Source organism: Halomonas sp. OfavH-34-E, assembly GCF_024124525.1.
Taxonomy (GTDB): domain Bacteria; phylum Pseudomonadota; class Gammaproteobacteria; order Pseudomonadales; family Halomonadaceae; genus Halomonas; species Halomonas litopenaei.
Map to the genome: position 1 here is coordinate 47,310 of NZ_JAMXRY010000011.1, position 25,804 is coordinate 73,113.

The following is a 25,804-nucleotide window of genomic DNA, read 5'->3' on the forward strand; positions in this document are numbered from 1 at the left end:
ATTCTACTCAACCTTGGCATCACGACCAAGGACGCCAGCCGAGGCGGCTCACCACGGCCGGCGTCAGGCGACCACAGGGCGCGCATTGACGCCAGGGCCGCACCACAGGGACGATCAGTCGAACCAGCCGCCGACCAGGTCGCTGAAGAAGCGCTGGACCTTGTCGATCATGCGCTTGAACAGCCCACCCTGCTCTACCGCTTCCAGCGCCACCAGGTCACGCTCGCCGACCACCTCGTCCCCGAGGCGCACCTCCATGGTGCCGACCCGCTGGCCGGCGGCGATGGGCGCGGTCAAGCCACTGTCGATGTCCAGGCGCGCGGTGAGCTCGTCATTTCGGTTGCGCGGCACGGTCATGTAGACGCCATTGTCGACGCCCACCTTGAGCTCGTTGGTGCTGCCTTCCCACACCCGCGGCGTGTTGAGTACGGCGCCACGGTCATAAAGCTTCAGTGTCTCGTAGTAGCGGAAGCCATAGCTCAGAAGCTTCTGGGTTTCCTGGGCACGGGCTTCTTCGGAGCTGGTCCCCATCACCACCGAGATCAAGCGCATGTCATCACGCTGGCCCGAGGACACCAGGCAGTAGCCGGCCTCTTCGGTCCAGCCGGTCTTGAGGCCGTCGACGCTGGGGTCGCGCCACAACAGACGGTTGCGGTTGGCCTGTTCGATGCCGTTGTAGGTGAAGTGCTTCTGGCTGTAGATGGCGTAGTGTTCCGGGTAGTCCAGAATGATGTGCCTGGCCAGACGCATCAGGTCCCGTGCCGAGGAGTAGTGATTCTCCGACGGCAGCCCGGTGGCGTTCTCGTAGTGGGTGTTCTCCATGCCCAGCTGGGTGGCGTGCTGGTTCATCAGGTCGGCAAAGGGGTCCTCGCCGCCGGCCAGATACTCGGACATGGCGACGCTGGCGTCGTTGCCGGAGACAATGACGATACCGTGGAGCAGTTCCTCGACGGAGACACGAGTACCGACCTCGACAAACATCTTCGAGCCACCGGTACGCCAGGCCTTCTCGCTGATCGGCACCATGTCGTCGGGCTGGATGTTGCCCCGATCAAGCTCACGTTCGACCAGGTACGCCGTCATCAGCTTGGTCAGGCTGGCCGGCGGCAGGCGCTGGTCAGAATTGTGCTCGGCCAGGACTCGTCCGCTGTTGGCGTCGATCAGGATCCAGGACTTGGCCGCCAGCTGAGGCGGTGCCGGGATCATGACCTGGGGCTCTGGCACGTCCGGTGTCGGCGAGTCGGGCTGCTGAGCACTCGTCAGGGGTGCCACCAGGGCCGCACATACAAAGGCCACGGGCAACCAGCGGCGAGTAAAGGATGACTTAGCGATCATGGTGAAATGTCTCGTTACAACAATCAGGGAAAGCGGTGATCAGGGCCACCGCACAATGCTTCCAACAGCCGGCCTCACTGGAACCGCCGGCATCGACCGGCCGGACGATCAGCGAGGCGTCGGCTGCACTTCGTCGACACCTAGCGAGCATCGACGACAAAGGTCTGCGCGAATCCCGCCTGGCGCAAGCGTTCGCGGACCGGCTCCGCCTGCCCACGACTCGCCAGCGGCCCGACCTGCACCTTGTGCAGACCGGCGGCGCTGGCCACACGCACCTGCTGATTCAACCGCGTCTCCAGATCCGCCTTGAGGTCTCGGGCGCTGTCCGCCGACCCCAGGGCTGCCACTTGAATATAGATGCCGGGAGTCCCGGCCGCGGGCGCCTGCGGGGCGCTCTGGCCTGCTGCCGGCGACGCGGCGGACGGCGCGCTGGGCGCCGCATTGGGTGCAGCACGGGCTGTAGTACTGGCTGTGGTACTGGCCGTAGTTCTGGTCCCAGTACTGGCTGGCGCAGCGCGCACACCCCCGCTGGCCGAGTCGCTCGACGCACCCGCGCCGCGACTGGCCTGCCATTGATCGGGATCGATCACGCTGACCCGCACCCGGCCCGTGCCATGGTCGAGAATATCGAGCCGCGCGGCCGCTGCGTAGGACAGATCGATCTCGCGGTCGTCGTGGAAGGGGCCGCGATCGTTGACTCGCACGATCACCGACCGCCCGTTGTCCAGGTTGGTCACCCGGGCGAAGGTCGGTAACGGCAGCGACTTGTGCGCCGCCGTCATCTTGTACATGTCATAGATCTCGCCGTTGGAGGTCGCGTAGCCGTGGAACTTCTGACCGTACCAGGAAGCGGTACCCTCGCGCTGATAGCCACTCGGGTCATCCAGCACATGGTAGGTCTTGCCCCACACCTCATAGGTCGAGCGGTTGCCGGCGCGTGAGCGTGGCTCGTCGCGCGGCACCGCGTCCGGGACCTGACTGACGTCCGGCGGCGTCTCGGGATAGGCGTCGCCGCTCATGGCATAGCGCCCACCCGCCGTCGCCCGCGAATCCTGAGGCGTCGCGGCCGCCTGCTGAGTGGTCTCCGGGGCGGTCCCGCCACCGCCGGCACAACCGGTCAGGGCCACCAGCAGCGACAGGGTCGGCAACAAGGGCGCGCGCAGGGTCATGAACTCACCTCCGTGTCCAGGGCATGCCACCACTGGGGCTTTCCCAGCGAGCGCACCTCGGCGATGGCCTCCGACAGTTCCGTGACCGCCATGGCGTAGAGGTGGCTGTGGTTATAGCGGGTGATCACGTAGAAGTTGGCCCCACCCAGGCGGTAGTGGGTGCTGCCGTCTTCCATGTCCAAAGCCAGCGGCACCACCTTGGCATCCCCCGGCAGCGGCTCCACCGGCTGGATGCCCTGGGCTTCCAGTTCGGCAACACGGGCGTAGGGCGGATCGGTGCGGTTGAAGCGAATCGAGGACGGCACCGAGCTGGGGCCTTCGGCCTCCCAGTACAGGGTGCCACCCGCCTGCCAGCGGTGCTCGGCGAAATAGTTGGCCACACTGCCGATGGCATCCACCGGATCGGTCCACAGGTTGCGCTGGCCGTCGTCGTTGAAGTCGACCGCGTAGGCCTGGTAGCTGGTGGGAATGAACTGGGGATAGCCCATGGCACCGGCGTAGGAGCCCTTCAAGGCTCCGGGATCGACGTTCTGCTGGTAGGCAATGTCGAGAAAGGCCTCGAGCTCCCCCTCGAAGAACTCACCGCGCCGGGGATGATGAAAGGCCAGCGTGGACAGCGAATCGAGCACCCGATGATCACCGGTGATACGCCCGTAGCGGGTCTCGACGCCGATAATCGCAGCGATCACCTCCGGCGGCACACCATAACGCGCTTCAGCGCGATCGAAGGCGTCACGATGGGCCTCGATAAAGGCCGCGCCCTCGTTGATGCGCTCTTCACCGAGGAAGATGCCACGATAGCGCTCCCAGGTCAGGTGATGCTCGGCGGCACCGCTCATGGCCTCGAGCACCGACGGCTGGAACTCTGCCCTGGCCATGGCGCGCTCCAGCCACTGGCGCGAGACGCCCTGGCGCTCGAGCCGATCCATCATCGCGTCGACCTCCGGCGAGGCGAAATCCTGCGCCTGGGCCGCCAGCGACAGCGAGGCCAGAAGCCCACACAACGCCGCGCCGAGGCCTTTCCTTCCCTGGACCAGGGGTACTGTCATCGATCTTCTCCCTTGGGGAACCCGCAGGCGCCGCCGCCCCTGCAAAGCCGGCAAGCGCTTCGCTCGCCGGCCCCACCGTGGCCACTGTCGCCGCCTCTCTCCGGGCTCCCGTTAGCCTGGTCGCCAGCCCCTAGGGCTTGTCTGAAAAGTGCCTGCGCTCGGTAATACGGCGTTAAAAATCGGATCAAAATGCTCATTTACGCCCCGTAAACTGCGCTTTCTCACCGATTTTTGCCTTGTCTAACCTTCGCTCGTCGACTTTTCGGACAGCGCCTAGCGTGGCAGCAACCGGCGATGTGCATTGACCGCCATGAGAATACCGAAACCGGCCATCAAGGTCACGCTGGACGTCCCCCCGTAGCTCACCAGGGGCAGCGGTACGCCGACCACCGGCAGAATGCCGCTGACCATGCCGATATTGACGAAGACGTAGATAAAGAAGGTCAGCATGATGCCGCCTCCCAGCAATCTGCCGAAGGTATCCTGGGCGGCGCCCGCCAGCCACAGTCCACGTGCGACGATCAGCAGGTAAAGCAGCAGGAAGGCCAGCATGCCGACCAGCCCGAATTCCTCGCCCAGCACGGCCACGATAAAGTCGGTGTGCCGCTCCGGCAGGAACTCGAGCTGCGACTGGGTGCCTTCGAGCCAGCCCTTGCCCCAGACGCCCCCGCTGCCGATGGCGGTGGTCGACTGGATAATGTTCCAGCCGGCGCCCAGCGGGTCGCTTTCGGGGTCGAGAAAGGTCAGCACGCGCTGACGCTGATAGTTGTGCATATTCATCCACAACAGCGGCAGCGCTGCCCCCGCCAGCGCCACCATGACACCGATAAAGCGCCAGGACAGCCCCGCCAGCAGGATCACGAAGACCGCCGCTGCCGCCACCAGCAGCGAGGTGCCAAGGTCCGGCTGGCGCGCGATCAGGCCCACCGGCAGAGCGATCAGCAGCGCGCAACCGGCCAGCGCACGCCAGTTGGGTGGCAGCTCGTGGCGACTGAGCCAGGCCGCCACCATCATCGGCATGGCGATCTTCATCATCTCGGAAGGCTGAAAGCGCACCACGCCGGGAATCACCAGCCAGCGCTGAGCGCCCATGCCGACGTCACCGAGGATCTCCACCGCCACCAGCATCACCAGGCCGGCCAGGTAGGCCGGCAACGCCCAGCGCATCAGCGTCGCCGGTGAAAACTGCGCCAGCACCAGCATGACCGCCCAGGCCACGCCGAAGCGAATCGCCTGGGCGGTGACCACGTGAACGTTCTCGCCACTGGCGCTGTAGAGCACCGCCAGGCCACTGCCCATCAGCACCAGCAGCATGCCGAGCAACCAGGGATCGACGTGCATCCGTTGCCAGAACGAGGTGCGTCGGGCGATACCGCTGGCCGGGGGACGCACCGGGTGACCGCGCAACGAGCGCACAAAATCGATGGCCATCAGTCTTCCTCCTCGGCGGCAGTCTCGTCGGTGCGCGGACGACCGGCGTTGTGGTCGAGAATCCAGGCATCGGCCATGGCCCGAGCCAGCCCCGCGGCGTGGGTCGACCCGCCACCGGCGTTCTCGACGATGACCGAAATGGCGATTTGAGGGTCCTCCACCGGCGCAAAGGCCATGAACAGCGCATGGTCGCGCAGACGCTCGCGCAGTTCGGCGGCGTTGTACTTCTGGTTCTGCCCCAGCGAGAACACCTGGGCGGTACCCGACTTGCCGGCCATGCGATACTGAAGGCCTGCCCCGGTGCGCCGTGCCGTGCCCTCGCGCCCGGACAACACCTTTTCCATGCCGTTGAAGACCCGGGTCCAGTAGTTCTCGGGGGCCTCGATATCCGGCGGCGTGTCGGGCAGATCCACCGGCACCGGCTGGTCGCCGATACGTTTGGCCAGCCGCGGGCGCACCCAGTGGCCGCGATTGGCGAGCACGGCGGTCGCGGCCGCCAACTGCAGCGGAGTGATCTGCAGATACCCCTGGCCGATACCCACCGACAGCGTCTCGCCGGGATACCAGGGCTGATTGAAGCGTGCCTTCTTCCAGTCTCTGGATGGCAGCAGACCATCCCCCTGCCCGGCCACGTCGGCAGCGACCCGGGTGCCGAAGCCAAAGGCCCCCAGGTTCTCGTCGATACGATCGATGCCGAGCTCGTGGGCCAATGAATAGAAATAGGTGTTGTTGGACACCGCCAGGGCGCGCTCGAGATTCACCCGCCCATGACCCCAGCGCAGCCAGTTGCGGTAGCGCCGGTCGTCATTGGGCAGCTGATAGTAGCCCGGGTCGTAGATGACCTCGTCCGGGGTAACGGCCCCTTCGATCAACCCGGCCATGGCCATGAACGGCTTGATCGTCGACCCCGCCGGATAGCTGCCCCGGGTCGCCCGATCGAACAGCGGCAGATCGATATCGCTCTGCAGCCCGCGGTAGGACTTGACGTCGATGCCGGTGACAAACTGGTTGGTGTCGAATCCAGGCACCGAGGCCATCGCCAGAATTTCGCCGGTCTGGGGCGCAATGGCGACGATGGCGCCACGCCGACCATCGAGCAGATCCACAGCGAGCTGCTGCATGTCCATGTCCAGGGTCAGGGTCAGGTCCTGACCCGGCTCGGGGTCGGTGTGCCCCAGCTCACGCAGCACCCGCCCACGGGCGTTGGTCTCGACCTTTCTCAGTCCCGCACGACCGTGCAACTGATCCTCGTAGAAGCGCTCCACCCCGGTCTTGCCGATAAAGTGGGTACCGGCGTAGTTGCCCGGATCCAGGCTCTCGAGCTCTTCGGCGTTGATCCTGCCCACGTAGCCAAGCGCATGGGACATGATCTCGGCGTCGGGATAGAAGCGCAGCAGCTGGGCCTGCACCTCCACTCCCGGCAAGCGGTGGCGATTGACCGCGAGCCTGGCGATCTGCGACTCGGTCAGATCACTCATCAACAGCGCCGGCTGGTAGGGACGCTGACGCTGGCGTGAACGCACCTTGAAGGCGTCCACCTCTTCGTCCGGCAGATCCAGCAGCTCGACCAGCAGCTCCAGGGTGGCATCGAGATCATCGACCCGCTCACGCACCAGGGTCAGGTTGTAGGTGGGACGATTTTCGGCCAGCAATTGGCCGTTGCGGTCGTAGATCAGCCCGCGGGTCGGGGGCAGCGGCTCCACCCTCACCCGATTCTTCTCGGATCGGGTGCTGTAGACCTCGTGCTGGACGATCTGCAGATAGCACAACCGTCCCACCAGCAGGCCGGACAGCAGTACCACGACCACCCCGGCAAGCGTCGCACGCACACGAAAGATGCGCAGCGCGTTCTCGGGGTTCTTGAGGGTTTCGCGACGCTTACGCATGCGAGAGGCAATCCTTGTCTGACGCAGGAGCCATCATCGGTGGTAGGGGTGTCCCACCATCAGGGTCCAGGCACGGTAGAGCTGCTCGGCCAGCACCAGCCGCACCAGTGGATGGGGAAGGGTCAAGGGTGACAGCGACCAGCGCTGGTGGGCGCGGGCCGACAGCGTCGGGGCCAGGCCATCCGGGCCACCCACCAGCAGCACCACATCACGCCCGGCATGACGCCACTGATCGGCCTCATCGGCCAGCCGCTCGGTGGTCCAGGGCTTGCCGAGCACCTCCAGCGCCACCAGATGCTCATCACCCTTGAGGCGTGCCTCGATGCGCTCGGCTTCCTGGGCCACGGCACGCGCGGTATCCGCGTTCTTGCCGCGATGGCCCGGGGCGATCTCTTCGACCTCCAGGCGAAAATCCCGCGGCAGACGCTTGCGGTACTCTTCGACACCGTCGGTCACCCAGCCTGGCATGCGTGTTCCCACCGCCAACAGGCGGACCTTCATGCCTTGGCCTCTTCCTCTGATGCCGGTGCATCGCTGGGAAGGTCCGACCACAGTCGCTCCAGGTCGTACAGCGCACGGGTGTCCGGCATCATCACGTGGACCACCACGCCGCCGAGATCGACCAGCACCCAGTCCGACCCGTTTTCACCCTCGACGCCCAACGGCTGAACGCCATTGTCCTTGGCGTTGGTAATGACGCTGTTGGCCAGCGCCGACACATGTCGTGTCGAGGTCCCGCTCGCCACCACCATCCAATCGGTCACGCTGGTCAGCCGAGACACGTCGAGCACCTCGACGTCCTTGGCCTTGATATCGTCAAGCGACTCGATCACGAGCGCCTTCAATGCTTCAATCTGCATAGCCCCTCATCACTGGGTAGTCATCGACCTCCCATTGTACCTGTTGGGAAGCCGAGTGGCAGCGCCAATCCAGCGCCTGATCGAATTTCTCGGACCGTGTTGCCTTGGCTGCCGCGCTCAGACCGCGCGGTACAGGCGTTGCGCCTGGATGCGCTCTTCCACCGCCGGCGGCAGCAGGTAGCGCACGCTCTTTCCCTGCATCAGGCTATGCCTGACGAAGGTGGCCGAGATCGCCATCCGCGACGGCAGCGACAGGCGCAGCAGTCGGCCCTGGGGCTTGGCCATCAGGGCATCGCCATGCTCGACCTCGCGCCCCTCGATCAGCGCCTGAAGCGCTTCGGGCAAGGGCGCTTCGTGATCGGGGCGTTCGACCACCACCAGATGGGCAAGCGCGAAGATCCTTTCCGGGTTGTGCCAGTTCGCCAGCTTGAGAAAGGCGTCGTGACCAAGCGCCATGACGATGCGCGCCTCGTGGCCGTAGCGCTCACGCAGGGACTCGAGCGTCTGCACGCTGAACGACGGGCCCTCCCGTTCCAGCTCGCAGGGGTCCGCCGCCAGCCCCGGGGTATTGCCGATCCCCAGGCGCAACAGCTCGAGCCGTTTTTCGGCGGTGACCTGGGGCTGATCGCGCAACGGAGGCTGAGCCGCGGGGATCATGTGCACGCCATCGAGCGACAGCGCAGCGCGAAGCTCAAGCGCGGTGCGCAGGTGGCCTAGATGGACGGGATCGAAGGTGCCGCCAAGCATGCCGATGTGCGCAGGACGGCCCTCGACGTCAAAGCGAACGGCGCCACTCACTGTCGAATCTGGCCATCGCCGAAGACCACATACTTGCGCGTGGTCAGCCCTTCGAGCCCCACCGGCCCCCGGGCATGCAGTCGGTCGGTGGAGATGCCGATCTCCGCACCGAGCCCGTATTCGAAGCCATCGGCAAACCGGGTCGAGGCGTTGACCATGACCGAACTCGAGTCGACCTCTGCCAGAAAGCGGCGTGCCAGGCTGTAGTTCTCGGTGACGATGGACTCAGTGTGACGCGAGCTGTAGCGCTCGATATGCGCCATGGCCTCGTCGATGTCATCGACTACCCTGACCGACAGCACCGGCGCAAGGTACTCGGTGGCCCAGTCCTCGTCACTCGCCGTGAGCCAGTGATCGACGATCGCCCGGGCGCGGGCACACCCCCTCACCTCGACGCCCTTTTCCGCGTAGTCAGCGGCCAGGGTCGGCAGCAGTGCCTGCGCTACCTGTGCATTCACCAACAGCGTTTCCATGGCGTTGCACACGCCGTAGCGATGGGTCTTGGCGTTGACCGCGATGGCACGGGCCTTGTCCAGATCGGCGGCGGCGTCCACATAGACGTGACAGATGCCGTCCAGATGCTTGATCACCGGCACCCTGGCCTCACGCGAAATACGCTCGATCAACGATTTGCCACCACGGGGAATGATCACATCGACAAATTCGTCCATGCTGATCAAGCGACCCACGGCGGCACGGTCGGTGGTCGCCACCAGTTGCACGGCGCCCTGGGGCAGTCCGGCTTCGGCCAGCCCAGAGGCAATGCAGCGGGCCAGCGCCTGGTTGGACGCGCTGGCCTCGGAGCCCCCGCGCAGAATGCAGGCATTGCCCGATTTCAGGCACAGGCTGGCGGCTTCCATGGTGACGTTGGGGCGAGATTCGTAGATGATACCGATGACACCCAGGGGCACGCGCATCATGCCGACCTGGATGCCGCTGGGCCGAGTGCTCAGGCCATCGATCTCACCGACAGGGTCGGGCAAGGCAGCGACCTGGGTCAGGCCCTCGATCATGGCGTCGATGCGGCCGTCATCCAGGGCTAGGCGATCAAGCAGAGCCTCGTCGAGCCCCTTGTCGCGACCGCGCGCCAGATCCTGCCGATTGGCCGACAGGATCTCTTGACGAGACGCGTCCAGCGCCTGAGCCATCGCCTTGAGCGCCTGGTTCTTGCGCGCGGGTGGCAGGCGACGCATATCGGTGGCAGCAACACGGGCCGCCTGGCCCATGGCGGTCATGTAGGCGTCGATATCGGCGACGCACTCGGCGGTGGCATTGGCGGATGAGTCGGACACGGTGAAACGAGTCTCCTGGTAGAACGAGGTCCCCGGTCAAAGAAAGAAGCTTGCACCGGGATGACAACGCGGACGTGATGCGGATCGTGAACCACAGAAAGGATCATATTAAGACAGCATGCGGAACAAGTACAAAGTCGGCCTGTTCAAGCTGAACCTGTTCGCCGCGGCCGCACTGCTGGCCCTTTGCGCGGCGACCTCGGCGCGGGCGCTGGACACCACGCTGCTTGGTCTGGCCGCGCTATGGCTCGGGATCACCGGCATCGTCATCGAGTTCAGCCACCGCCGCCATGCCTACCGCGCCTGGCTGGTGGTGGCCAGCGTGCTGCTTGCCGCCCTGGTGATACTCTCGCCCGACGCCAACGGTGCCTGGCTGTGGGCCTGGCCTTTCCTGTTGATCCTGCCCCAACCCCAGTGGATGCTGATACTCAACGCCAGCCTTGCCGGGATAAGCTGGTGGAGCCTGATCACCCAGATGAGCCTTCACCATTGGGGCCTGGCTGGCGCGCTCTTGCTGTGTCTGTGCTTTCTTGCGATCGGACGTGCGCTGCCGGGCGGACATTCGCAACGCCTGATGCGCAGGAGAGCCCGTCTGGCGCCCGGACTGCCGCTGTGGTCGGCCAGCCAGCTGGAACGCGACCTGGCTCGGGAAAACAGCCGCGCCACCCGTGACGGCGTCCACGCCGAACTGGTGGTGATCCAGATCCATGGACGTTCTCTGTGGCGGGTCGCCCAGGACATCTGCACACGCATCAAGCGGTTCGAGAACGCCTATCGTCTCAACGGACGTACCGTCGCCGTGATGCTGACCAGTCGAGACGCCGTGCAGGCCAGGCAACGACGCCAGGAACTGCTGGAAGACATCGCCGTGCCGATCACGGTACGCACCGTTTCGATTGCCAATCTGGACAACCTGCCCATGGTGCTGGCGGCCCTGGACAAGCAGTGCCCTGTCACCCAGGTGGTGGAGGACGACGCATGATCGAGCCACCCCAGTGGGTCCGTTCCTGGCGCGTCTGTGCCGATGTCATGGGGACCTTGCTGCTGGCGTCACTGGCCCTGTGGCACTATCTGCTCGGGCAATACGAGAGCATCCTGCTGCCGGCGTCCCTGAGTTGCCTGATGGCCGTGATCACGGTCTTCGATACCAGAAGAGCCTCGCGCGTCTCGAACTATCTGCTGCTGCTGTGCGGCTGCCTGGCCCTTTATGACCAGACGGTGCTGCAGGCATCGTTCGACGCCTTCTGGATCAGCGTACCTATCACCCTGATCCTGCTGGTACTGCCCTTCGGCCCTGCTCTGGTGCTGGCGCTGGCCGTCATGCCGATCTGGCTCATGGTGGTCGGCCAGTCTTCGCCAAGCCTCGATCAAATCAAGTTTCTGCTGACCTTCCTTGCGGTCACCTCCCTGGCCGGCTGGGAATACCTGCGTCAGCGCGACCTGAACCGGGCCACCGACCCCAGCGACGTCGACTGCGATGCGATCAATCGCGCCACCCTGCACGAGCGCCTGAACGGGGAGTTCGAGCGCGCCCAGCACCTGGACCAGCGGCTGGCGGTGGTGATCCTGCACCTGCCACAACTGGAAATCGCCAGTGAGCAGTACGGCTCTCGCACTCAGCTAACGCAACTCGACCAACTGTGCCAGGCGGTACGCCTTCACTGCCGTGACCACGATATTCTGGGACGGGAATCCCATGACACCTTCTGGCTGGTACTGCCCAACACCACCGAAAGTGGTGCCATGCTGGTGATCAAGCGACTGGAACAGGCGCTGTCCGAGGTTCGCCTGTCGGACATCGGCCCCTTGACCCTACGCTCACGGCTCTGCGCCCTGAACGCCAAGGAACCCTGGCAGCATTTCGAGCAGCGACTGGCTCGCCGCAGCGAGGCACTGGCCGTCACTCCCCTCCCACCCGGTCGCTCCTGACCACCCTGTCTGTGGCAGAATGCCGAAACATCACGACGGCCCAACGCAAAGGAGAACAGGGTGGGAAATGCCGGGGACTGGTTGATTCAGTGGGCGCCTTCGCCCGGACTGTTGCTGCTGCTGATCTTTACCATCGCGCTGGTGGAGTCGCTTGCCCTGATCGGCGTGGTGGTGCCCGGCGTCGTTCTGATCACCGCCGGCGCCTCCCTGGCCGGCCACTACGACATCGCGGTTGGCTGGGTCATCGCCTGTGCCTTTGCCGGTGCCGTGGTGGGAGACGGCGCCAGCTACGCCATCGGCTATCGCTACCGTGAACAGGTCACCGCCATGTGGCCGCTGTCGCATCACCCGGAGTGGCTGGCCCGGGGTGCACGATTCTTCCAGCGTCATGGTCCTCTTTCAGTGCTGCTGGGGCGATTCGTCGGACCGGTCCGCCCCATCGTGCCGCTGGTGGCGGGCATTCTGCGCATGCCGCCGACGACCTTCACCTGGGCCAATCTTGGCTCCGCCCTGCTGTGGGCACCGGCCTACATCCTGCCCGGTTATCTGCTGGGTCGAACCTGGCAACAGTGGCTGGCATTGCCGGACGACCTGCACCCCTGGCTGACAGCGCTCGGCGTCACCGTGGCGGTGCTGGCGCTGCTGTTCTCGCTGGTCCGCCACCACGCCTCGCCTCAGGGCCTGCTGTACCGTAGCTTCGCCTGGTTCAGCCATCACCTGCCCGGCGGGAGGCGCCTGTGGCAGGCCCTGGCCCCCCACCACGAGGAAGAGCCTCCCCTGGCCAGTTGGCTGTTGCTCCTGGGTGCACTGACCGCGCTGAGCGCCTGGACGCTGGTCGTGCTCCAGGCAGACGGACCGCTGATGATGGATACGCGGCTTCACGCCTTGATCGGCGGGCTCGAGCTACCCGGACTTCTGGCGCTGTCCGAGACACTGGCCGAGGCGGGAGATACCCTCGGCGTGGCGGCATTGGCACTGCCCTGGCTGGTGTGGCTGGCCAGCCGCCGTCACTGGGCGGCACTGGGCCACGTGAGCGCTGGACTGATTGCCATCGCCACGCTCAACACCCTGGGCAAGGAGGTGATCGGCCGCCTTCGTCCGGATGCCCCTGACTATCTCGCCCACTCTCTGTCCTATCCCAGCGCCCACACCTCGACGGCGGTGGTCCTGTACGGCATGGCGGCCGCCTTTATCGCCCAGACGCTGCCACGCCGCCAACGCTTCTGGCCCTACTGGGTGGCGATCGCCATCGTCGTGCCCATGGCATTGTCACGTATCGTGCTGGGCGTGCACTGGCTGAGCGATCTCGTCGGGGGTGCCCTGCTTGGCCTGGTGGTCTGCGCCATGGTTCAACTGGCCTGGCTCAGGCGGGACCGGACGGCCCTGACGCCGTGTCCATTACCGGCACTGCTGCTTGCCTCGCTGGCCCTGGTCAGCGCACGCATCCTGTGGCTGCCGCCGGTATAGGAAGGTGACACGCCCCCGAACCGACACCTCTGGCAAGGCGGGCCCGGGGCCTTGTCCAGACAGCGATGAGTGCCGGCACTTTCCAGCCAGGCCCTAGCCCAGCGCCAGCCACAGGCCCACACCAATCATCAAGGTCCCGGCGATGCGGTTGAGCAACCGTACACTGCCCCCACGTGCGAGCAGGTGACGCAGACTCTTGCCGCCGCTGGCGTACAGCAGAAGGCAGGTGAACTCGAGACTCAGGATCACCAGAATCAACCCCGCCAACTGGGTCAGCACCGGCCGCGCCGGATCGATAAAGGGCGGCAGCAATGCCACGAAAAAGGCCCAGCCCTTGGGGTTGGCGACCGCAGTGACAAAGCCCTGCATGGCCAGCTCCCGTCGCTTCGGCGGCGCGGTATCCTCAAGATTGTCAGGGATCGCCATGCGCCCCCGTGAGCGCCACATCAGCCACCCCAGATAGACCAGGTAGGCCCCGCCCAGCCACTTGAACAAGGCAAACAGCGCCGGCAGCTTGAGCATCAGTGCCGCCACCCCCGCACCGGCGGAGAAGGCCACCAGCCCCACGCCAACCAGCTCCCCCAGCATCATCCACAGCGCCCGCTTCACCCCCTGGGTCATGCCCAGCACCATGGCCAGGGTCATGCACATGCCTGGCGTCAGCGAGACCAGAAAGAAGGTCGGAACGAACACAGAGAGAACGGACAGACTGGGCATGGATTTCCTTATCCCGAGCAGCGCTGGAGAGGTGTCTGACGGCGCGAGGTGATGATGGTGCCAGGTGATGATGGTGTCCTGTGATGACGATGCCAGCTACGCACTCAGTCGCCGACGGTGGACCCGGAGGACCCCTCGCCCCACCTTGGCATAAGCTGATGATCGATACCCAGCTGATTGAGGATGCGCGCCACGATGAAGTCGATCAGATCATCGATGCTCTGCGGCTGGTGGTAGAAGCCGGGTGCTGCGGGCAACACCACCGCCCCCATACGGGTCAGACTGAGCATGTGCTCCAGGTGAATCGCCGAGAATGGCGTCTCCCGGGGCACCAGCACCAGGCGGCGGCGTTCCTTTAGCGCCACATCGGCGGCGCGCTCGATCAGATTGTTGCTGGCGCCACAGGCCACCGCCGACAGTGTTCCCGTCGAGCACGGGCAGATCACCATGGCACTGCTGGCGCCGGAGCCCGACGCCACCGGGGCCATCCAGTCCTCACGGCCAAAGCAGCGGATCTGGCCCTCGGCCGCCGAGAACCGCTCGCTGAGCGCCTCGGCCAGCAGCGCCGGGCGTGGCGGCAACGACACCTCGGTCTCGGTGGCGATGACTAGATGGGCGGCCTTGGAGATCATCACCCACACCTCGTGTCCCGCCGACACCAGCGCCTCGATCAGCCTGAGTCCGTACTGGGCGCCGGAGGCGCCGGTCAGGGCCACGGTCACCGGGGGGTTGAAGCCTTCAGCCATGAGCGGCCTCCAGCGCCTTGAGCAGGCGCTCATGGATGCCGCCGAAGCCGCCGTTGGACATCACCACGATACGATCATAAGGGCGCGCCTGTGCCACCAGATCGGCGACCAGCGCATCGATGTCACCACGACGGTGCGCCGGTATCGGCGAGGCCTCGACCAGCGCCTCCACCGACCAGTCCAGCCCCTCGGGCTGGTACCACCAGACCTGGTCGGCCTGGGCCACGCTGTCCGCCAGGCGATCGCGCAGGGTACCCAGACGCATGGTGTTGGAACGCGGCTCGATCACCGCCAGCAGGCGACCGCGCTGGGTCGAAGCGCGCAGCCCGGACAGCGTCGCCGCGATGGCGGTGGGATGATGGGCAAAGTCGTCGATCACCTGGACGCCGCCGACCTCGCCGCGCACCTCCTGGCGACGCTTGGGCGTCTCGAAACGCGACAGCGCAGCGGCGCCGCGCGCCAGATCCACGCCGAACACGCTGGCGGCGGCCAGGGCGGCCAGGGCATTGCGGGCGTTGTAGTCACCGGTCAACCCCCAGTCGACCACTGCGTCCTCGTCGACCCCGTCCGGCCGCCGCTGGATCACCCTGAAACGACTGGCATCGTCACGCTCTAGCTCGATGCGCCAGGCCGAGTCCTGCTGCTGCCCCATGCGCGACACCGGTGTCCATGCGCCCTGGGCCAGCACCCGGTCCAGCGCCGGCGCGTCGTCCGCCACCAGCAACTGGCCACGCCCGGGCACCGTACGTACCAGGTGATGAAACTGGCGTTCGATGGCAGCCAGGTCGGGAAAGATGTCCGCGTGGTCATACTCGAGGTTGTTGAGGATGGCGACCAGCGGGCGGTAGTGCACGAACTTGGAGCGCTTGTCGAAGAAGGCGGTGTCGTACTCGTCGGCCTCCACCACAAAGGGCGCCTGCTCGCCGCCCAGTCGCGCCGATACGCCAAAGTTCCTCGGCACCCCGCCGATCAGAAAGCCAGGGGCCAGCCCAGCGCTTTCGAGCAGCCAGGCGGTCAGGCTGGCCGTGGTGGTCTTGCCGTGGGTGCCCGCCACCGCGATCACCGGGCGCCCCGGCAGCACGTGCTCGGCCAGCCACTGGGCACCGGACACGTAGGGCAGGCCACGATCGAGCACCGCCTCGACTTCAGGGTTGCCCCGCGACAGGGCGTTGCCGATCACCACCAGGTCCGGTGTCGTCGTCAGATTGTCGGCGGCGTAACCGCGCATCAGGGCGATGCCGGCCGTTTCCAGCTGGGTGCTCATGGGGGGATAGACGCTGGCATCCGAGCCGCTGACCTGGTGGCCAAGCTCCCGCGCCAACAGCGCCAGGCTGCCCATGAAGGTGCCGCAGATACCGACGATATGAAGATGCATGGCGCCTCCGGTGCGCTGCTGCTGCCCCGTCCCCGAGTCGACGCGCACGGCGCCCCCGGCAGACAACGGCACTCAAGGTTGGCGGCAGCCTAGCATGCCCCGACAAAGGCCTCCAGAGGCGGCGTCACGCCCTCGTCGCTGTTGCCGATCGCCCACTGTTTTACTTCGACGTCGGCGCTCGGCTGCGCCGGGGCATGCCGGTCGGATGCAGGCACCAGGCCGATGGGCTAGAATCGCCGACCATGTTCCGGCGCTGTCCCGGCGATGGTTGCCACGCGATGGCTTGCCACACGATGGCTTTAGTCCGCGAAGGCTTTAGTCCGCGAAGCCCTTCCCGACGAAGGCCTGGCCGACCGCGACGCGCCCACCGATCCTTTCCCTTCGCCACGCCGCGTGGGGACGTTGTTCGTTTCACCGTATTCACGATCCAGAACCAGGAGCCCCACGCCCCATGGCCCAGCACAACGCCTTCTACGCCCAGTCCGGCGGCGTCACCGCCGTGATCAACGCCAGCGCCTGCGGCGTCATCGAGACCTGCCGCCAGAACAGTGATCGCATCGGCAAGGTCTACGCCGGCCACAACGGTATCATCGGCGCCCTGACCGAGGACCTGATCGACGCAAGCCAGGAGTCCGATGACACCATCGCCGCCCTGCGCCACACGCCCGGCGGTGCCTTCGGTTCCTGTCGCTACAAGCTCAAGGACATCGAGAGCCATCGCACCCAGTACGAGCGCCTGATCGAGGTGTTCAAGGCTCACGATATCCGCTACTTCTTCTACAACGGCGGCGGCGACAGCGCCGACACCTGCCTCAAGGTCTCGCAGCTGTCCGAGAAGATGGGCTACCCGCTGACCGCCATCCACGTGCCCAAGACCGTGGACAACGACCTGCCGATCACCGACAACAGCCCCGGTTTCGGCAGCGTGGCCAAGTACATCGCCACCTCGACCCTCGAGGCCTCCATGGACATCGCCTCCATGTGCGCCACCTCCACCAAGGTGTTCGTGCTCGAGGTCATGGGTCGCCACGCCGGCTGGATCGCCGGCGCCGGTGGCCTGGCCGGCCAGGGCGAGGGTGAGCCACCCCACCTGGTGATCTTCCCCGAGATTCCCTTCGACCGTCGCCAGGTGATGGAGCGTGTGGAATACGCGGTCAAGAACTACGGCTACTGCGTGATCGTGGTTTCCGAGGGCGCACGCTACGAGGACGGCACCTTCCTCGCCGACTCGGGTAACACCGACGCCTTCGGACACCGCCAGCTCGGCGGCGTGGCCCCGACCCTGGCCGGCATGGTCAAGCAGGACCTGGGCTACAAGTACCACTGGGCGGTTGCCGACTACCTGCAGCGCGCCGCGCGCCACCTTGGCGCCAAGACCGACGTCGAGCAGGCCTACGCGGTCGGCGTCAAGGCGGTGGAACTGGCGCTCGAGGGGCACAACGCCCAGATGCCGGCGATCAAGCGCGTCAGCGACAACCCCTACCGCTGGGAGATCGAGGCGGCACCGCTGGCCGATGTGGCCAACCGTGAGAAGTTCATGCCGCGCGAGTACATCCGCGAGGATGGCTTCGGCATCAGCGACGCCGGCCGTGCCTACCTGGCACCGCTGATCCAGGGCGAGGACTTCCCTCCCTTCGAGAACGGCCTGCCGAAGATGGCGCGCCTCAAGCTCGCGCGGGTGGAAAAGCGTCTGCCGGCATTCAGCCTGTAACTCAGTCTGTAGCATAGACGCACCACAGCTCGCTGCGGCCCGGCGCTGCATCACGCACGCCCCGCGACCGAGACGCAGCCGACGCGACGCTGGCATTAAAAAAGCCCCGAGGCCTGGCCTCGGGGCTTTTCGTTTGACGCCGCAGGATGTGTCAGGAAGACCGGCTGGCCCCGCCACGGATCACCAAAGCCCCAGGCCTTCTCCGATACACCGACGAGCGCAGGCACTTTTCAGACAAGCCCTAGGCGCTGTCCGAAAAGTCGACGAGCGAAGGTTAGACAAGGCAAAAATCGGTGAGACAGCGCAGTTTACAGGGTGTAAATGAGCATTTTGACCGGGCTGGCGCACCAGCCGATTTTTAACGCCGTATTACCGAGTGCAGGCACTTTTCAGACAAGCCCTAGCGTAGCCACCAGGACAGGATCAACAACACCAGCAACAACCCGGCGATGGCCTGCCACAGGTTGGCGGGTTCCTTCCAGGCACGGATCGAACGACTGGGGGCTTCAGACACCTGCTGGCGACCGGGCCGCACGCTATAGAGAAATTCCGACAGGCGCCGAAAACGCAGCGATCGCTGCGGGTCCAGGGCGCGTTTTAAGGCCTCGTCGAGCTCCGCGCTGACGTCTGGCCGGTAATGACGCACGCTGCGATAGCTCAGCTGCTCGAGATCGGTATGACTGCGCAGCTGATGGGTCGGCACCGCGTAGGGCAGACGTCCGCTGATCAACCAGTACACCGTGGACGCCAGGGCGTACTGGTCACTGCGCCGGCCGACCTCGTCATCGAGGGCATATTCAGGCGCACTGTGTTCATTGAGCCCCACCTGGGCCACCAGCCGGCGGGATCGCCGGTGACCATCGACATCGCGCAGATGGCAGGCGCTGAAGTCGGTCAGTACCACGCGCCCCTGATCATCGATCAAGACGTTGTCTGGATGGACCTGCTGGTGAATCAGGTCACGGTGATGCAACGCCTGCAGCGCCTTGCCCAGCTGCAGCGCGATGTCGAGTCGTTGACCGAGACTGGCACGCGGATAGCGCGCGACCCACTCGCTCAAGGTCATGCCATCGACGTAACGCATCAGGTAATAGAGATGACGGCGGGACCGGGAAGGCTCGACCACGCTGACCACGAAGGGCGAGTGAACCCTCTCCACCACCCACTGTTGCAGCAGGAAGTGCTCCAGGTAGGCGTTTCGATTCGACAGCTCAGGACTTGGCGCCTTGAGCACACAGACCCGCTCGGTATCCACATCGCGCACCCGGTAGACCCGTGAGTGGGCGGTGCGTGACATCACCGCTTCCACCACCAGTCCGTCGATCTGGTCACCCACCGCAAGCTCGGGGGGAATCGGCAGATCCCCGTACAGCCGACTGGGAGCGTCGCTGGCCGCATCAGGCAGTTCATCCACCCTGACCAGTTGAAAGCAGAAGGGGTCACTGCCGTAGCCCCGCTCACGAGCCCTGGAGCTTGCCGCCTCGGCCAGGCGCTCACAGGCCGCGTCCAGGTCACTGGCATCTTCGCGAATCAGCCGCACATAGTCGGAGGGCATCAGGGTCCCACGCACCCCCTGGGTGGTGAACAGAAAGATGTCCCCCTGCTTCAGCGGCCACTCCGAATAGTCGATGTCGATGCCGACATCCATGCCCAGCGCCCTGGCCGGGTAGCGATAGCCCCCCAGGTCGGTGACGTGGTCGCGGCTCAACTGCTCGAACTCGGCTCCCCGAAGCCGAAACACTAGGGTGTCACCTACATGAAAGAGGTGCGCACAACGGTCCTTGAACACCACCGTCGACAACGACGACACATAGCTGCCGTCCTCCATCTGGCGGGTCATGCCATGACACCAAGCGTTGAGCGCACGCATCACTCGCTGGGCCGACGCCTTGATGGTCCAGTGCGCCGGAGTCGCGTAGTAGTCGTTGAGAAATCCACGCACGCTGAGATCTCCCGCCTGCTTGGCCAGGGCATGGCCTGAGGCTGAATCGCTGATCAGCGCGCAGGCGCCCTTGGGCTCGCCCTCTTCCGGCAGGCGCACCGACATCGAACTGCGCTGCCGATGGCGTTCGGGCGCCACAAAGGCTTGCCCATAACTCAGAGCGAGACGTGCGGTGGCCAAGATCACCTCCTGTGACTCCAGCGTTGATGACGCGACAAGACGTGGGCCAGGGGGCCGACGCCTTCACCGGCGGTATGATACACACCGAATCCCTGATATGCCTGACAAGTCGCCTTTGGCTTTGTTTACTGTGCTTTAGTGGCACCTCACCCCGGCGTCTCGTCCCATGGTTGTCTTGCGCGCCTTGTTGCAGCGCGTCAAGATACGCCCACCATATTGGTAATCCCGTCACGGGGTTCGTATAATCCGACGGATTTTTTTCCGCCGCCCAGGCGGACATCCGCCCAACGAAGGACGCGAGCATGAACTTCGACAACATCCCCGCCGGCAAGGAACTCCCCAACGACCTCTTCGTCGCCATCGAGATTCCCGCCAATCACGCCCCGGTGAAGTACGAAATTGACAAGGACATGGGTGCCCTGCTCGTCGACCGCTTCATGGCGACGCCGATGTTCTACCCGGCCAACTACGGCTTCATTCCGCACACCCTGGCAGACGACGGCGACCCCCTGGACGCCCTGGTGGTCACCCCCTACCCCGTCGCACCCGGCAGTGTCATCCGCGCCCGTCCGGTGGGCATCCTCAACATGACCGACGAAGCCGGCGAAGACGCCAAGCTGGTGTGCGTCCCGCACCCCAAGCTGTCCAGCCTCTACGACGATGTTCAGGAGGTCACCGATCTGCCCGAGCTGCTGCGTCAGCAGATCGCCCACTTCTTCGAGAACTACAAGGATCTCGAGAAGGGCAAGTGGGTCAAGGTGGAATCCTGGGAAGGTGTCGAGGCCGCCCGCAAGGCCATCGAAAAGTCCGCCGCCGCCTACACCAAGGCCTGAGCATCGGCGCAGACGCGCCAGCGACGGTTGCTTCCCCAGGCCACGCCTGGTCCTGGGGAAACGTCAAAAAAAGCCGCCCGGATTCGGGCGGCTTTTTTGCTGTGCCTGTTACTGTGCCTGTCTGGCGGGCTGGACGCTGCGCTCTTCCGCCTGCGCATCAACGGCTGCTGCTGCGGTCCTCGAGCGCCCGGGAGTTCAGCCTCGCGTTCTCAGCAGGGCAAAGCAGGCGGTGCACATCACCAGATAGGCGCTGAAGGTATGGGGGTCACGAAACATCGTCTGGGTCAGGCCGAACCCCGCATACATCACCACGATCAGCGCGCCGGACAGGGCGAGCACACGACACTGGCCATCGCCATGATCGAGGCGACGCACAAAGCTCGCCAACGGAATCCCATAGAACAGCAGCAGCAGCGCCACCCCCGCAAGGCCACGTCGAGCGGCGGTGTCCAGCACGTCACTGTGAAGCTGGAACCCGATTCCGGCCATGCCCTCGGGCAGCCGGCCCGCCGCGACCAGTGTCTCGAGCCAGGCGACCAGACCATCCTCTCCCCAGCCCCAGAGGGGGCGGGCAGCGAACGCATCGCCAGCGATGCCCCACAGATGCCAGCGCAAGCCCGCGTTGGTGTCGACGGCCCCCTGGCGCCATAGCAGGACGATATCCTCGGCCAGTGCCCACAGCCGAGGCAGTGCCACCAGGGTCGCCACGCCGATCGCCAGGGTGACGGTCAGCTGGATGGCGAAGCGCCGGCGGGGTGTAAGCGTCGACCAATAGAAGCGCGCCCGCCGGCCGTGACGCAGGACCAGCACCAGCATCACCAGCGGCAGGGTCAGCCAGCCGCCCCGGGTGCCGGACAGCAGCGAGCCAAGCAGCCCCATCACCGCTCCCAGCGCCGCCCACCAGAGGAACAGGCCGCGCCGCCCTTCACTGACGTTGTCGAGCCACCACACCAGGCTGAGCACCCCGAGCACCAGGCTGAGATTACCAAAGGGAATGGCGTTGATCAGATCGCCAGCCCGACGCTCATCCTCGATCAGTCGGTCATACAGCGCCTTCAGCCCGGATAGCACCGCCCCCAGGGTAATCCCGCGCCACCACCAGTAAAGCGAGGGAGGCCTGGCACGCCATGCCAATAACAAAAGCAGCCCAAGCCAGGGCCACCAGGGCAGTGACGGCACGCTATAACGCGCCAGGGGCGGCCCGCTACGCCCCGCGTCCAACACCAGCTGACAACCGAAAAGCGCCAGCATTGCCACCCATGCAAGGGACTCGGCGTCCCGGGGAAGACTGCGCCGCACCAGCACCGCCATCGCCGCCAGTGACACCAGCAGCATTCCGGTGAACCGATACGCCCAGGGTAGCGTCAGCAGACTGGACAGGAAGACGAACAGTGCCAGCCCCTGGATGGCCGACGAGGACTGCGCCGGCCATCCCCGATAGTGCCTTGCCACACCCGGCGGCGTGCGCATGGCTCAGGCGACGATGCCATGATAGGAGCGATACCAGTCGACGAATCGAGCCGCGCCCTCCTCGACCCCGATGCGCGGCTGATAGCCGGTAGCGCGATACAGTGCAGTGGTGTCGGCCCAGGTCCGAGGAACATCGCCCGGTTGCATCGGCAGGAAGTTGTACTCGGCCTTGCGCCCCAGTGCCGCCTCGATGGCATGGATAAAGTCCATCAGCCCCACCGGGCTACCGTGTCCGATGTTGTAAAGTGCGTAGGGTGCACTGCTGCGATCCGGTGAGTCGTCGACCACGCCGACGTCGGGGTCCGCGCTGGGGACCACTTCCAGCAAGCGCACGATGCCCTCGACGATGTCGTCCACATAGGTAAAGTCCCGCGACATCTCCCCGTGGTTGTAGACGTCGATCGGACGACCTTCGAGGATCGCCTTGGTGAACAGGAACATCGCCATGTCCGGTCGCCCCCAGGGGCCGTAGACGGTGAAGAACCTGAGTCCGGTGGTCGGCAATCCGTAGAGGTGGGAGTAGGTGTGCGCCATCAGCTCGTTGGCCTTCTTGGTCGCGGCGTAGAGGCTGACAGGATGGTCGACATTGTCGCGTGTGGCGAAGGGCACCACCTGATTCATGCCGTAGACAGAGCTGGACGAGGCATAGAGCAGGTGCTCTACCTGCTGGTGCCGGCATCCTTCGAGCACATTGAGATGCCCCACCAGATTGGCATCCACGTAGGCGTGGGGATGGGTCAAGGAGTACCTTACCCCCGCCTGTGCCGCCAGGTGCACGACACGATCGAACCGCTCGTCGGCAAACAGCCGGTCGACACCCTCGCGATCGGCCAGATCCAGCCGCACGAAACGTACGTTCTGCAGCTTTTCTAGACGTGCCAGCCGCGCTTTCTTCAAGGACACGTCGTAGTAGTCATTGAGGTTGTCCACACCGACCACCTCAAGCCCGTCACGGGCCAGACGTGCGGCCAGCGTCGAGCCGATGAACCCTGCCATCCCGGTAACAAGCACCTTCATCTGTTCCCTACTCCCATGGTGCTGGCAAGATCCGTCCACGGCACTCTCGCCACGTTTGACCGCCGTACTGTAGACGCCCTGAACCGAACACCAACAGGGCATCACTAGTCCGACGACTGGTCAATATCTAATGCTCTACGGCAAAGTCTCTAATAATATTTGCCGTATCAATCAACCGCGTTTCTCCTCCCACCAACAGACTACAACTGCACACTTTTTAACTTCCTGCACAGTAAATCTTACGAAACCCCTGCATACCCGCCATTATCAACACCTTTGCATTGACTTCAATGGAGGAGGAACACATTTCCCTTGGACATCTAAGAATTTCGCCGCCATGACGTGACTCATTTCATACCCTCACTTCATACGCACACCACTAATTTCACGCATGAAAATGACTTCTCTAAATCTCGTTAACCAATTATCAAAACCATCAACCAATGGGATTTTTTTGACGCTGGTTAAATATTTCAATGCAGATATGATGCAGGAAAGGAATAGCACGTCGCAAAGCCAATCCAGACAACGAGGAAACAGCACAGTCGTCCAAACAAAATCCTAAAATATGGACGATTTTCCAAGCAGGGGATCCCTACCATGGGCAACATGATCGAAGCCGCCTTGCGACTCCCTCGTCGCAAGAAAAGGATATTTCAGCTCGTCGCCGATATCATGCTTATCGAGACCAGCCTCGTCGTATCCATGGCTATCAATGGGCTTTTTGGCGCTTTTGTGCGCGCCCCTTCCGCCTACGCCTTGAATGTACTTGTCACGGCGATATCCCTGGTCGTCTTTATCAAGCTAGGCCTCTATCGCGCCGTACTCAGATACGTCGGAAGCCGCGCTATCGTGACCCTGTTCATTGGCGTCGCCACCTCGACGCTGGTGCTTGACCTGCTTGGCCGCGCGATATTCTCCCCGCTTCCTGCAGGTGTCCTTTTCGACTATTTCCTGCTCAGCCTGCTGCTGACCGGCGGCACGCGTTTTGCCCTGAGAAGCCTCTACCAGCATCGTCTGATGAAGGACAAGCCCAGGGTGCTTATCTATGGTGCGGGCTCTGCAGGCTGCAAGCTGGTGGCCTCTCTTCGCCAGGGAAGTGACTACCTCCCGGTGGCCTTCGTCGATGACTGGCGCGGCATGGAGGGTACCCATGTCGAAGGTCTCGAGGTCCACTCTCCTCGTCATATTGCAAAGCTGGTCGAGCGCCTAAACATCGAAAAGATCCTGCTCGCCATTCCCAGTGCCAGACGCAGACGTCGCCAGGAGATAGTGGCGTCACTGGAACCCCTCAATATCACGATCCAGACCATTCCACGCCTGGATGATGTGGTGCAGGGCAGAGCGAAGATCGAAGATATTCGTGACGTCAGTGTCGAAGAACTGCTGGGCCGTGACCCGGTCCCCCCGCGACAGGATCTGATGGACGCCAATATCCGCGACCAGGTGGTCATGGTGACCGGTGCCGGCGGCTCGATCGGGTCGGAATTGTGCCGACAGATACTGGCTCAACGTCCACGCCAACTGCTGCTCTTCGATAGCTGCGAGTACTCGCTGTACCAGATCGAACAGGAGCTTCTGGGGTTCCTGGACAGCCTGAGCCTTGCTGTTGAGCTGAAGCCATTTCTCGGCACGATCCAGGATCAGAAGCGTCTTCGCATCATCCTGCAGGGCTTCAAGGTGGACACCATCTACCATGCCGCCGCCTACAAGCATGTGCCCATGGTCGAGCACAACATGGTCGAAAGCCTCAAGAACAATACCTTTGGCACCCTGGCCGCTGCGCGAGCGGCGATCGACAGTGGGGTATCGACCTTTGTGCTGATTTCCAGCGACAAGGCGGTGCGCCCCACCAACGTCATGGGCACCAGCAAGCGCCTCGCCGAGCTGGTCTGTCAGGCGCTGGCCGAGCAATCGTCGACCACCCGCTTCTGCATGGTGCGCTTCGGCAACGTGCTGGGTTCCTCCGGCTCGGTGATTCCCCTGTTCCGGCGCCAGATTCAACAAGGTGGCCCGGTCACCGTGACCCATCCCGAGATCACCCGCTACTTCATGACCATCCCGGAAGCGGCGCAACTGGTCATCCAGGCAGGCGCCATGGGCCAGGGGGGAGACGTGTTCGTGCTGGACATGGGGCAACCGGTGAAGATTCTCGATCTCGCCAGGCAGATGATTCGGCTGTCGGGGCTGGAGCCTCGCACGGCCGACAACCCCCATGGCGAGATCGACATCGTCTTCACCCAACTACGTCCCGGCGAAAAGCTCTACGAGGAGTTGCTGATCGGACAGAACGACCAGCCCTCGGAGCACCCTCGGATCATGACCGCCAACGAAGGCTACTGGTCCTGGTCGCAACTGGCCCCCTACCTGGAGCAACTGCGCTCGGCACTGGACAGCGCTGAACTCGAGCGCGTGAGGGAACTGCTGCGCCTGCCGCCCACCGGTTACAGCCCTACCGGGGGTATCGCCGATCTTGTCTGGCGCCAGCACATGGCCCAGCCAGCCTCACCGACACGACGACTCGCTGGCGCCGCAGACCCCAGTCCTGCCCCCCTTGCGCTTGCGGCAAAGCCACTCTAGCGCCGATCCCCCAGGTT

21 protein-coding genes are annotated in these 25,804 nt (G+C 64.5%); 6 read left to right on the forward strand and 15 right to left on the reverse strand.

All coding sequences use genetic code 11. The features are described 5' to 3' along the window. Positions 1-114 precede the first annotated feature (114 nt). The 9 genes from NH448_RS06930 to NH448_RS06970 form a co-directional block, all read right to left on the reverse strand. On the reverse strand, positions 115-1,335 hold the full coding sequence (locus NH448_RS06930) for a D-alanyl-D-alanine carboxypeptidase family protein (protein WP_083970391.1): 1,221 nt from the start codon (positions 1,333-1,335) through the stop codon (positions 115-117). A gap of 140 nt (positions 1,336-1,475) precedes the next feature. Continuing rightward, complete coding sequence (locus tag NH448_RS06935) at positions 1,476-2,504, reverse strand: septal ring lytic transglycosylase RlpA family protein (protein ID WP_213227286.1); 1,029 nt, start codon at positions 2,502-2,504, stop codon at positions 1,476-1,478. Continuing rightward, complete coding sequence (mltB, locus tag NH448_RS06940) at positions 2,501-3,553, reverse strand: lytic murein transglycosylase B (RefSeq protein ID WP_045992678.1); 1,053 nt, start codon at positions 3,551-3,553, stop codon at positions 2,501-2,503. Before mltB ends, NH448_RS06935 begins: the two co-directional genes overlap by 4 nt. Before the next feature lie 273 nt (positions 3,554-3,826). After that, the gene (gene rodA, locus NH448_RS06945) at positions 3,827-4,984 is read right to left on the reverse strand and encodes a rod shape-determining protein RodA (protein WP_213227184.1); all 1,158 of its coding nucleotides are present in this window, start codon (positions 4,982-4,984) and stop codon (positions 3,827-3,829) included. Continuing rightward, a complete protein-coding gene (gene mrdA / locus NH448_RS06950) occupies positions 4,984-6,870 on the reverse strand; it encodes a penicillin-binding protein 2 (RefSeq protein WP_108448861.1) in 1,887 nt (628 codons plus the stop codon). The genes rodA and mrdA overlap by 1 nt, the downstream gene beginning before the upstream one ends. Positions 6,871-6,903: 33 nt before the next feature. Beyond that, complete coding sequence (gene rlmH / locus NH448_RS06955; RefSeq protein ID WP_108132839.1) at positions 6,904-7,371, reverse strand: 23S rRNA (pseudouridine(1915)-N(3))-methyltransferase RlmH; 468 nt, start codon at positions 7,369-7,371, stop codon at positions 6,904-6,906. After that, positions 7,368-7,730, reverse strand: a complete 363-nt coding sequence (gene rsfS, locus NH448_RS06960) for a ribosome silencing factor (RefSeq protein ID WP_108132840.1) — start codon at positions 7,728-7,730, stop codon at positions 7,368-7,370. The genes rlmH and rsfS overlap by 4 nt, the downstream gene beginning before the upstream one ends. A gap of 117 nt (positions 7,731-7,847) precedes the next feature. Continuing rightward, positions 7,848-8,477, reverse strand: coding sequence for a nicotinate-nucleotide adenylyltransferase (gene nadD / locus NH448_RS06965; RefSeq protein WP_045994184.1), 630 nt, complete (start codon positions 8,475-8,477; stop codon positions 7,848-7,850). Between the two features lie 47 nt (positions 8,478-8,524). Further along, positions 8,525-9,763 (reverse strand): glutamate-5-semialdehyde dehydrogenase, encoded by a 1,239-nt coding sequence (locus NH448_RS06970; protein ID WP_083970559.1) that lies wholly within the window; start codon positions 9,761-9,763, stop codon positions 8,525-8,527. A 175-nt stretch (positions 9,764-9,938) separates the two neighbouring features. Here NH448_RS06970 and NH448_RS06975 point away from each other — a divergent pair, with 175 nt between their 5' ends. The 3 genes from NH448_RS06975 to NH448_RS06985 are packed head-to-tail and all read left to right on the forward strand — an operon-like array spanning position 9,939 to position 13,216. Further along, entirely contained in the window at positions 9,939-10,802 is an 864-nt protein-coding gene (locus tag NH448_RS06975; protein ID WP_045994178.1) for a hypothetical protein, read from the forward strand. After that, on the forward strand, positions 10,799-11,749 hold the full coding sequence (locus NH448_RS06980) for a diguanylate cyclase (RefSeq protein ID WP_045994177.1): 951 nt from the start codon (positions 10,799-10,801) through the stop codon (positions 11,747-11,749). Before NH448_RS06975 ends, NH448_RS06980 begins: the two co-directional genes overlap by 4 nt. 60 nt (positions 11,750-11,809) lie before the next feature. After that, positions 11,810-13,216: a bifunctional DedA family/phosphatase PAP2 family protein gene (locus NH448_RS06985; protein WP_045994176.1), complete on the forward strand. Its 1,407-nt coding sequence runs from the start codon at positions 11,810-11,812 to the stop codon at positions 13,214-13,216. 93 nt (positions 13,217-13,309) lie between these two features. On the opposite strand, the gene NH448_RS06990 is transcribed toward NH448_RS06985, so the two are convergent. From NH448_RS06990 to mpl, 3 genes are all read right to left on the reverse strand, one after another. Then, positions 13,310-13,933, reverse strand: a complete 624-nt coding sequence (locus NH448_RS06990; RefSeq protein ID WP_045994175.1) for a LysE family translocator — start codon at positions 13,931-13,933, stop codon at positions 13,310-13,312. Between the two features lie 104 nt (positions 13,934-14,037). Next, complete coding sequence (locus NH448_RS06995) at positions 14,038-14,679, reverse strand: flavin prenyltransferase UbiX (protein ID WP_045994174.1); 642 nt, start codon at positions 14,677-14,679, stop codon at positions 14,038-14,040. Next, positions 14,672-16,054 carry a UDP-N-acetylmuramate:L-alanyl-gamma-D-glutamyl-meso-diaminopimelate ligase gene (gene mpl, locus NH448_RS07000; RefSeq protein WP_045994173.1) on the reverse strand — a complete coding sequence of 461 codons (1,383 nt, stop codon included), beginning with the start codon at positions 16,052-16,054 and terminating at the stop codon, positions 14,672-14,674. Before mpl ends, NH448_RS06995 begins: the two co-directional genes overlap by 8 nt. Before the next feature lie 451 nt (positions 16,055-16,505). Here mpl and NH448_RS07005 point away from each other — a divergent pair, with 451 nt between their 5' ends. Then, entirely contained in the window at positions 16,506-17,765 is a 1,260-nt protein-coding gene (locus tag NH448_RS07005; RefSeq protein WP_253028627.1) for a 6-phosphofructokinase, read from the forward strand. A gap of 400 nt (positions 17,766-18,165) precedes the next feature. Here NH448_RS07005 and NH448_RS07010 read toward each other — a convergent pair whose 3' ends face one another. Next, the gene (locus NH448_RS07010) at positions 18,166-19,887 is read right to left on the reverse strand and encodes a bifunctional protein-serine/threonine kinase/phosphatase (protein ID WP_045993353.1); all 1,722 of its coding nucleotides are present in this window, start codon (positions 19,885-19,887) and stop codon (positions 18,166-18,168) included. A gap of 302 nt (positions 19,888-20,189) precedes the next feature. Here NH448_RS07010 and ppa point away from each other — a divergent pair, with 302 nt between their 5' ends. Then, positions 20,190-20,720: an inorganic diphosphatase gene (ppa, locus tag NH448_RS07015; protein WP_045993354.1), complete on the forward strand. Its 531-nt coding sequence runs from the start codon at positions 20,190-20,192 to the stop codon at positions 20,718-20,720. Between the two features lie 195 nt (positions 20,721-20,915). Here the strand turns inward: ppa and NH448_RS07020 are convergent, their stop codons facing one another. Next, positions 20,916-22,190: an O-antigen ligase family protein gene (locus NH448_RS07020; protein WP_052704391.1), complete on the reverse strand. Its 1,275-nt coding sequence runs from the start codon at positions 22,188-22,190 to the stop codon at positions 20,916-20,918. A 3-nt stretch (positions 22,191-22,193) separates the two neighbouring features. Further along, positions 22,194-23,207 carry an NAD-dependent epimerase gene (locus NH448_RS07025; protein WP_045993355.1) on the reverse strand — a complete coding sequence of 338 codons (1,014 nt, stop codon included), beginning with the start codon at positions 23,205-23,207 and terminating at the stop codon, positions 22,194-22,196. Between the two features lie 609 nt (positions 23,208-23,816). Between NH448_RS07025 and NH448_RS07030 the strand changes: the two genes are divergently transcribed. Then, positions 23,817-25,787, forward strand: a complete 1,971-nt coding sequence (locus NH448_RS07030; protein ID WP_045993359.1) for a nucleoside-diphosphate sugar epimerase/dehydratase — start codon at positions 23,817-23,819, stop codon at positions 25,785-25,787. Positions 25,788-25,804 lie beyond the last annotated feature (17 nt).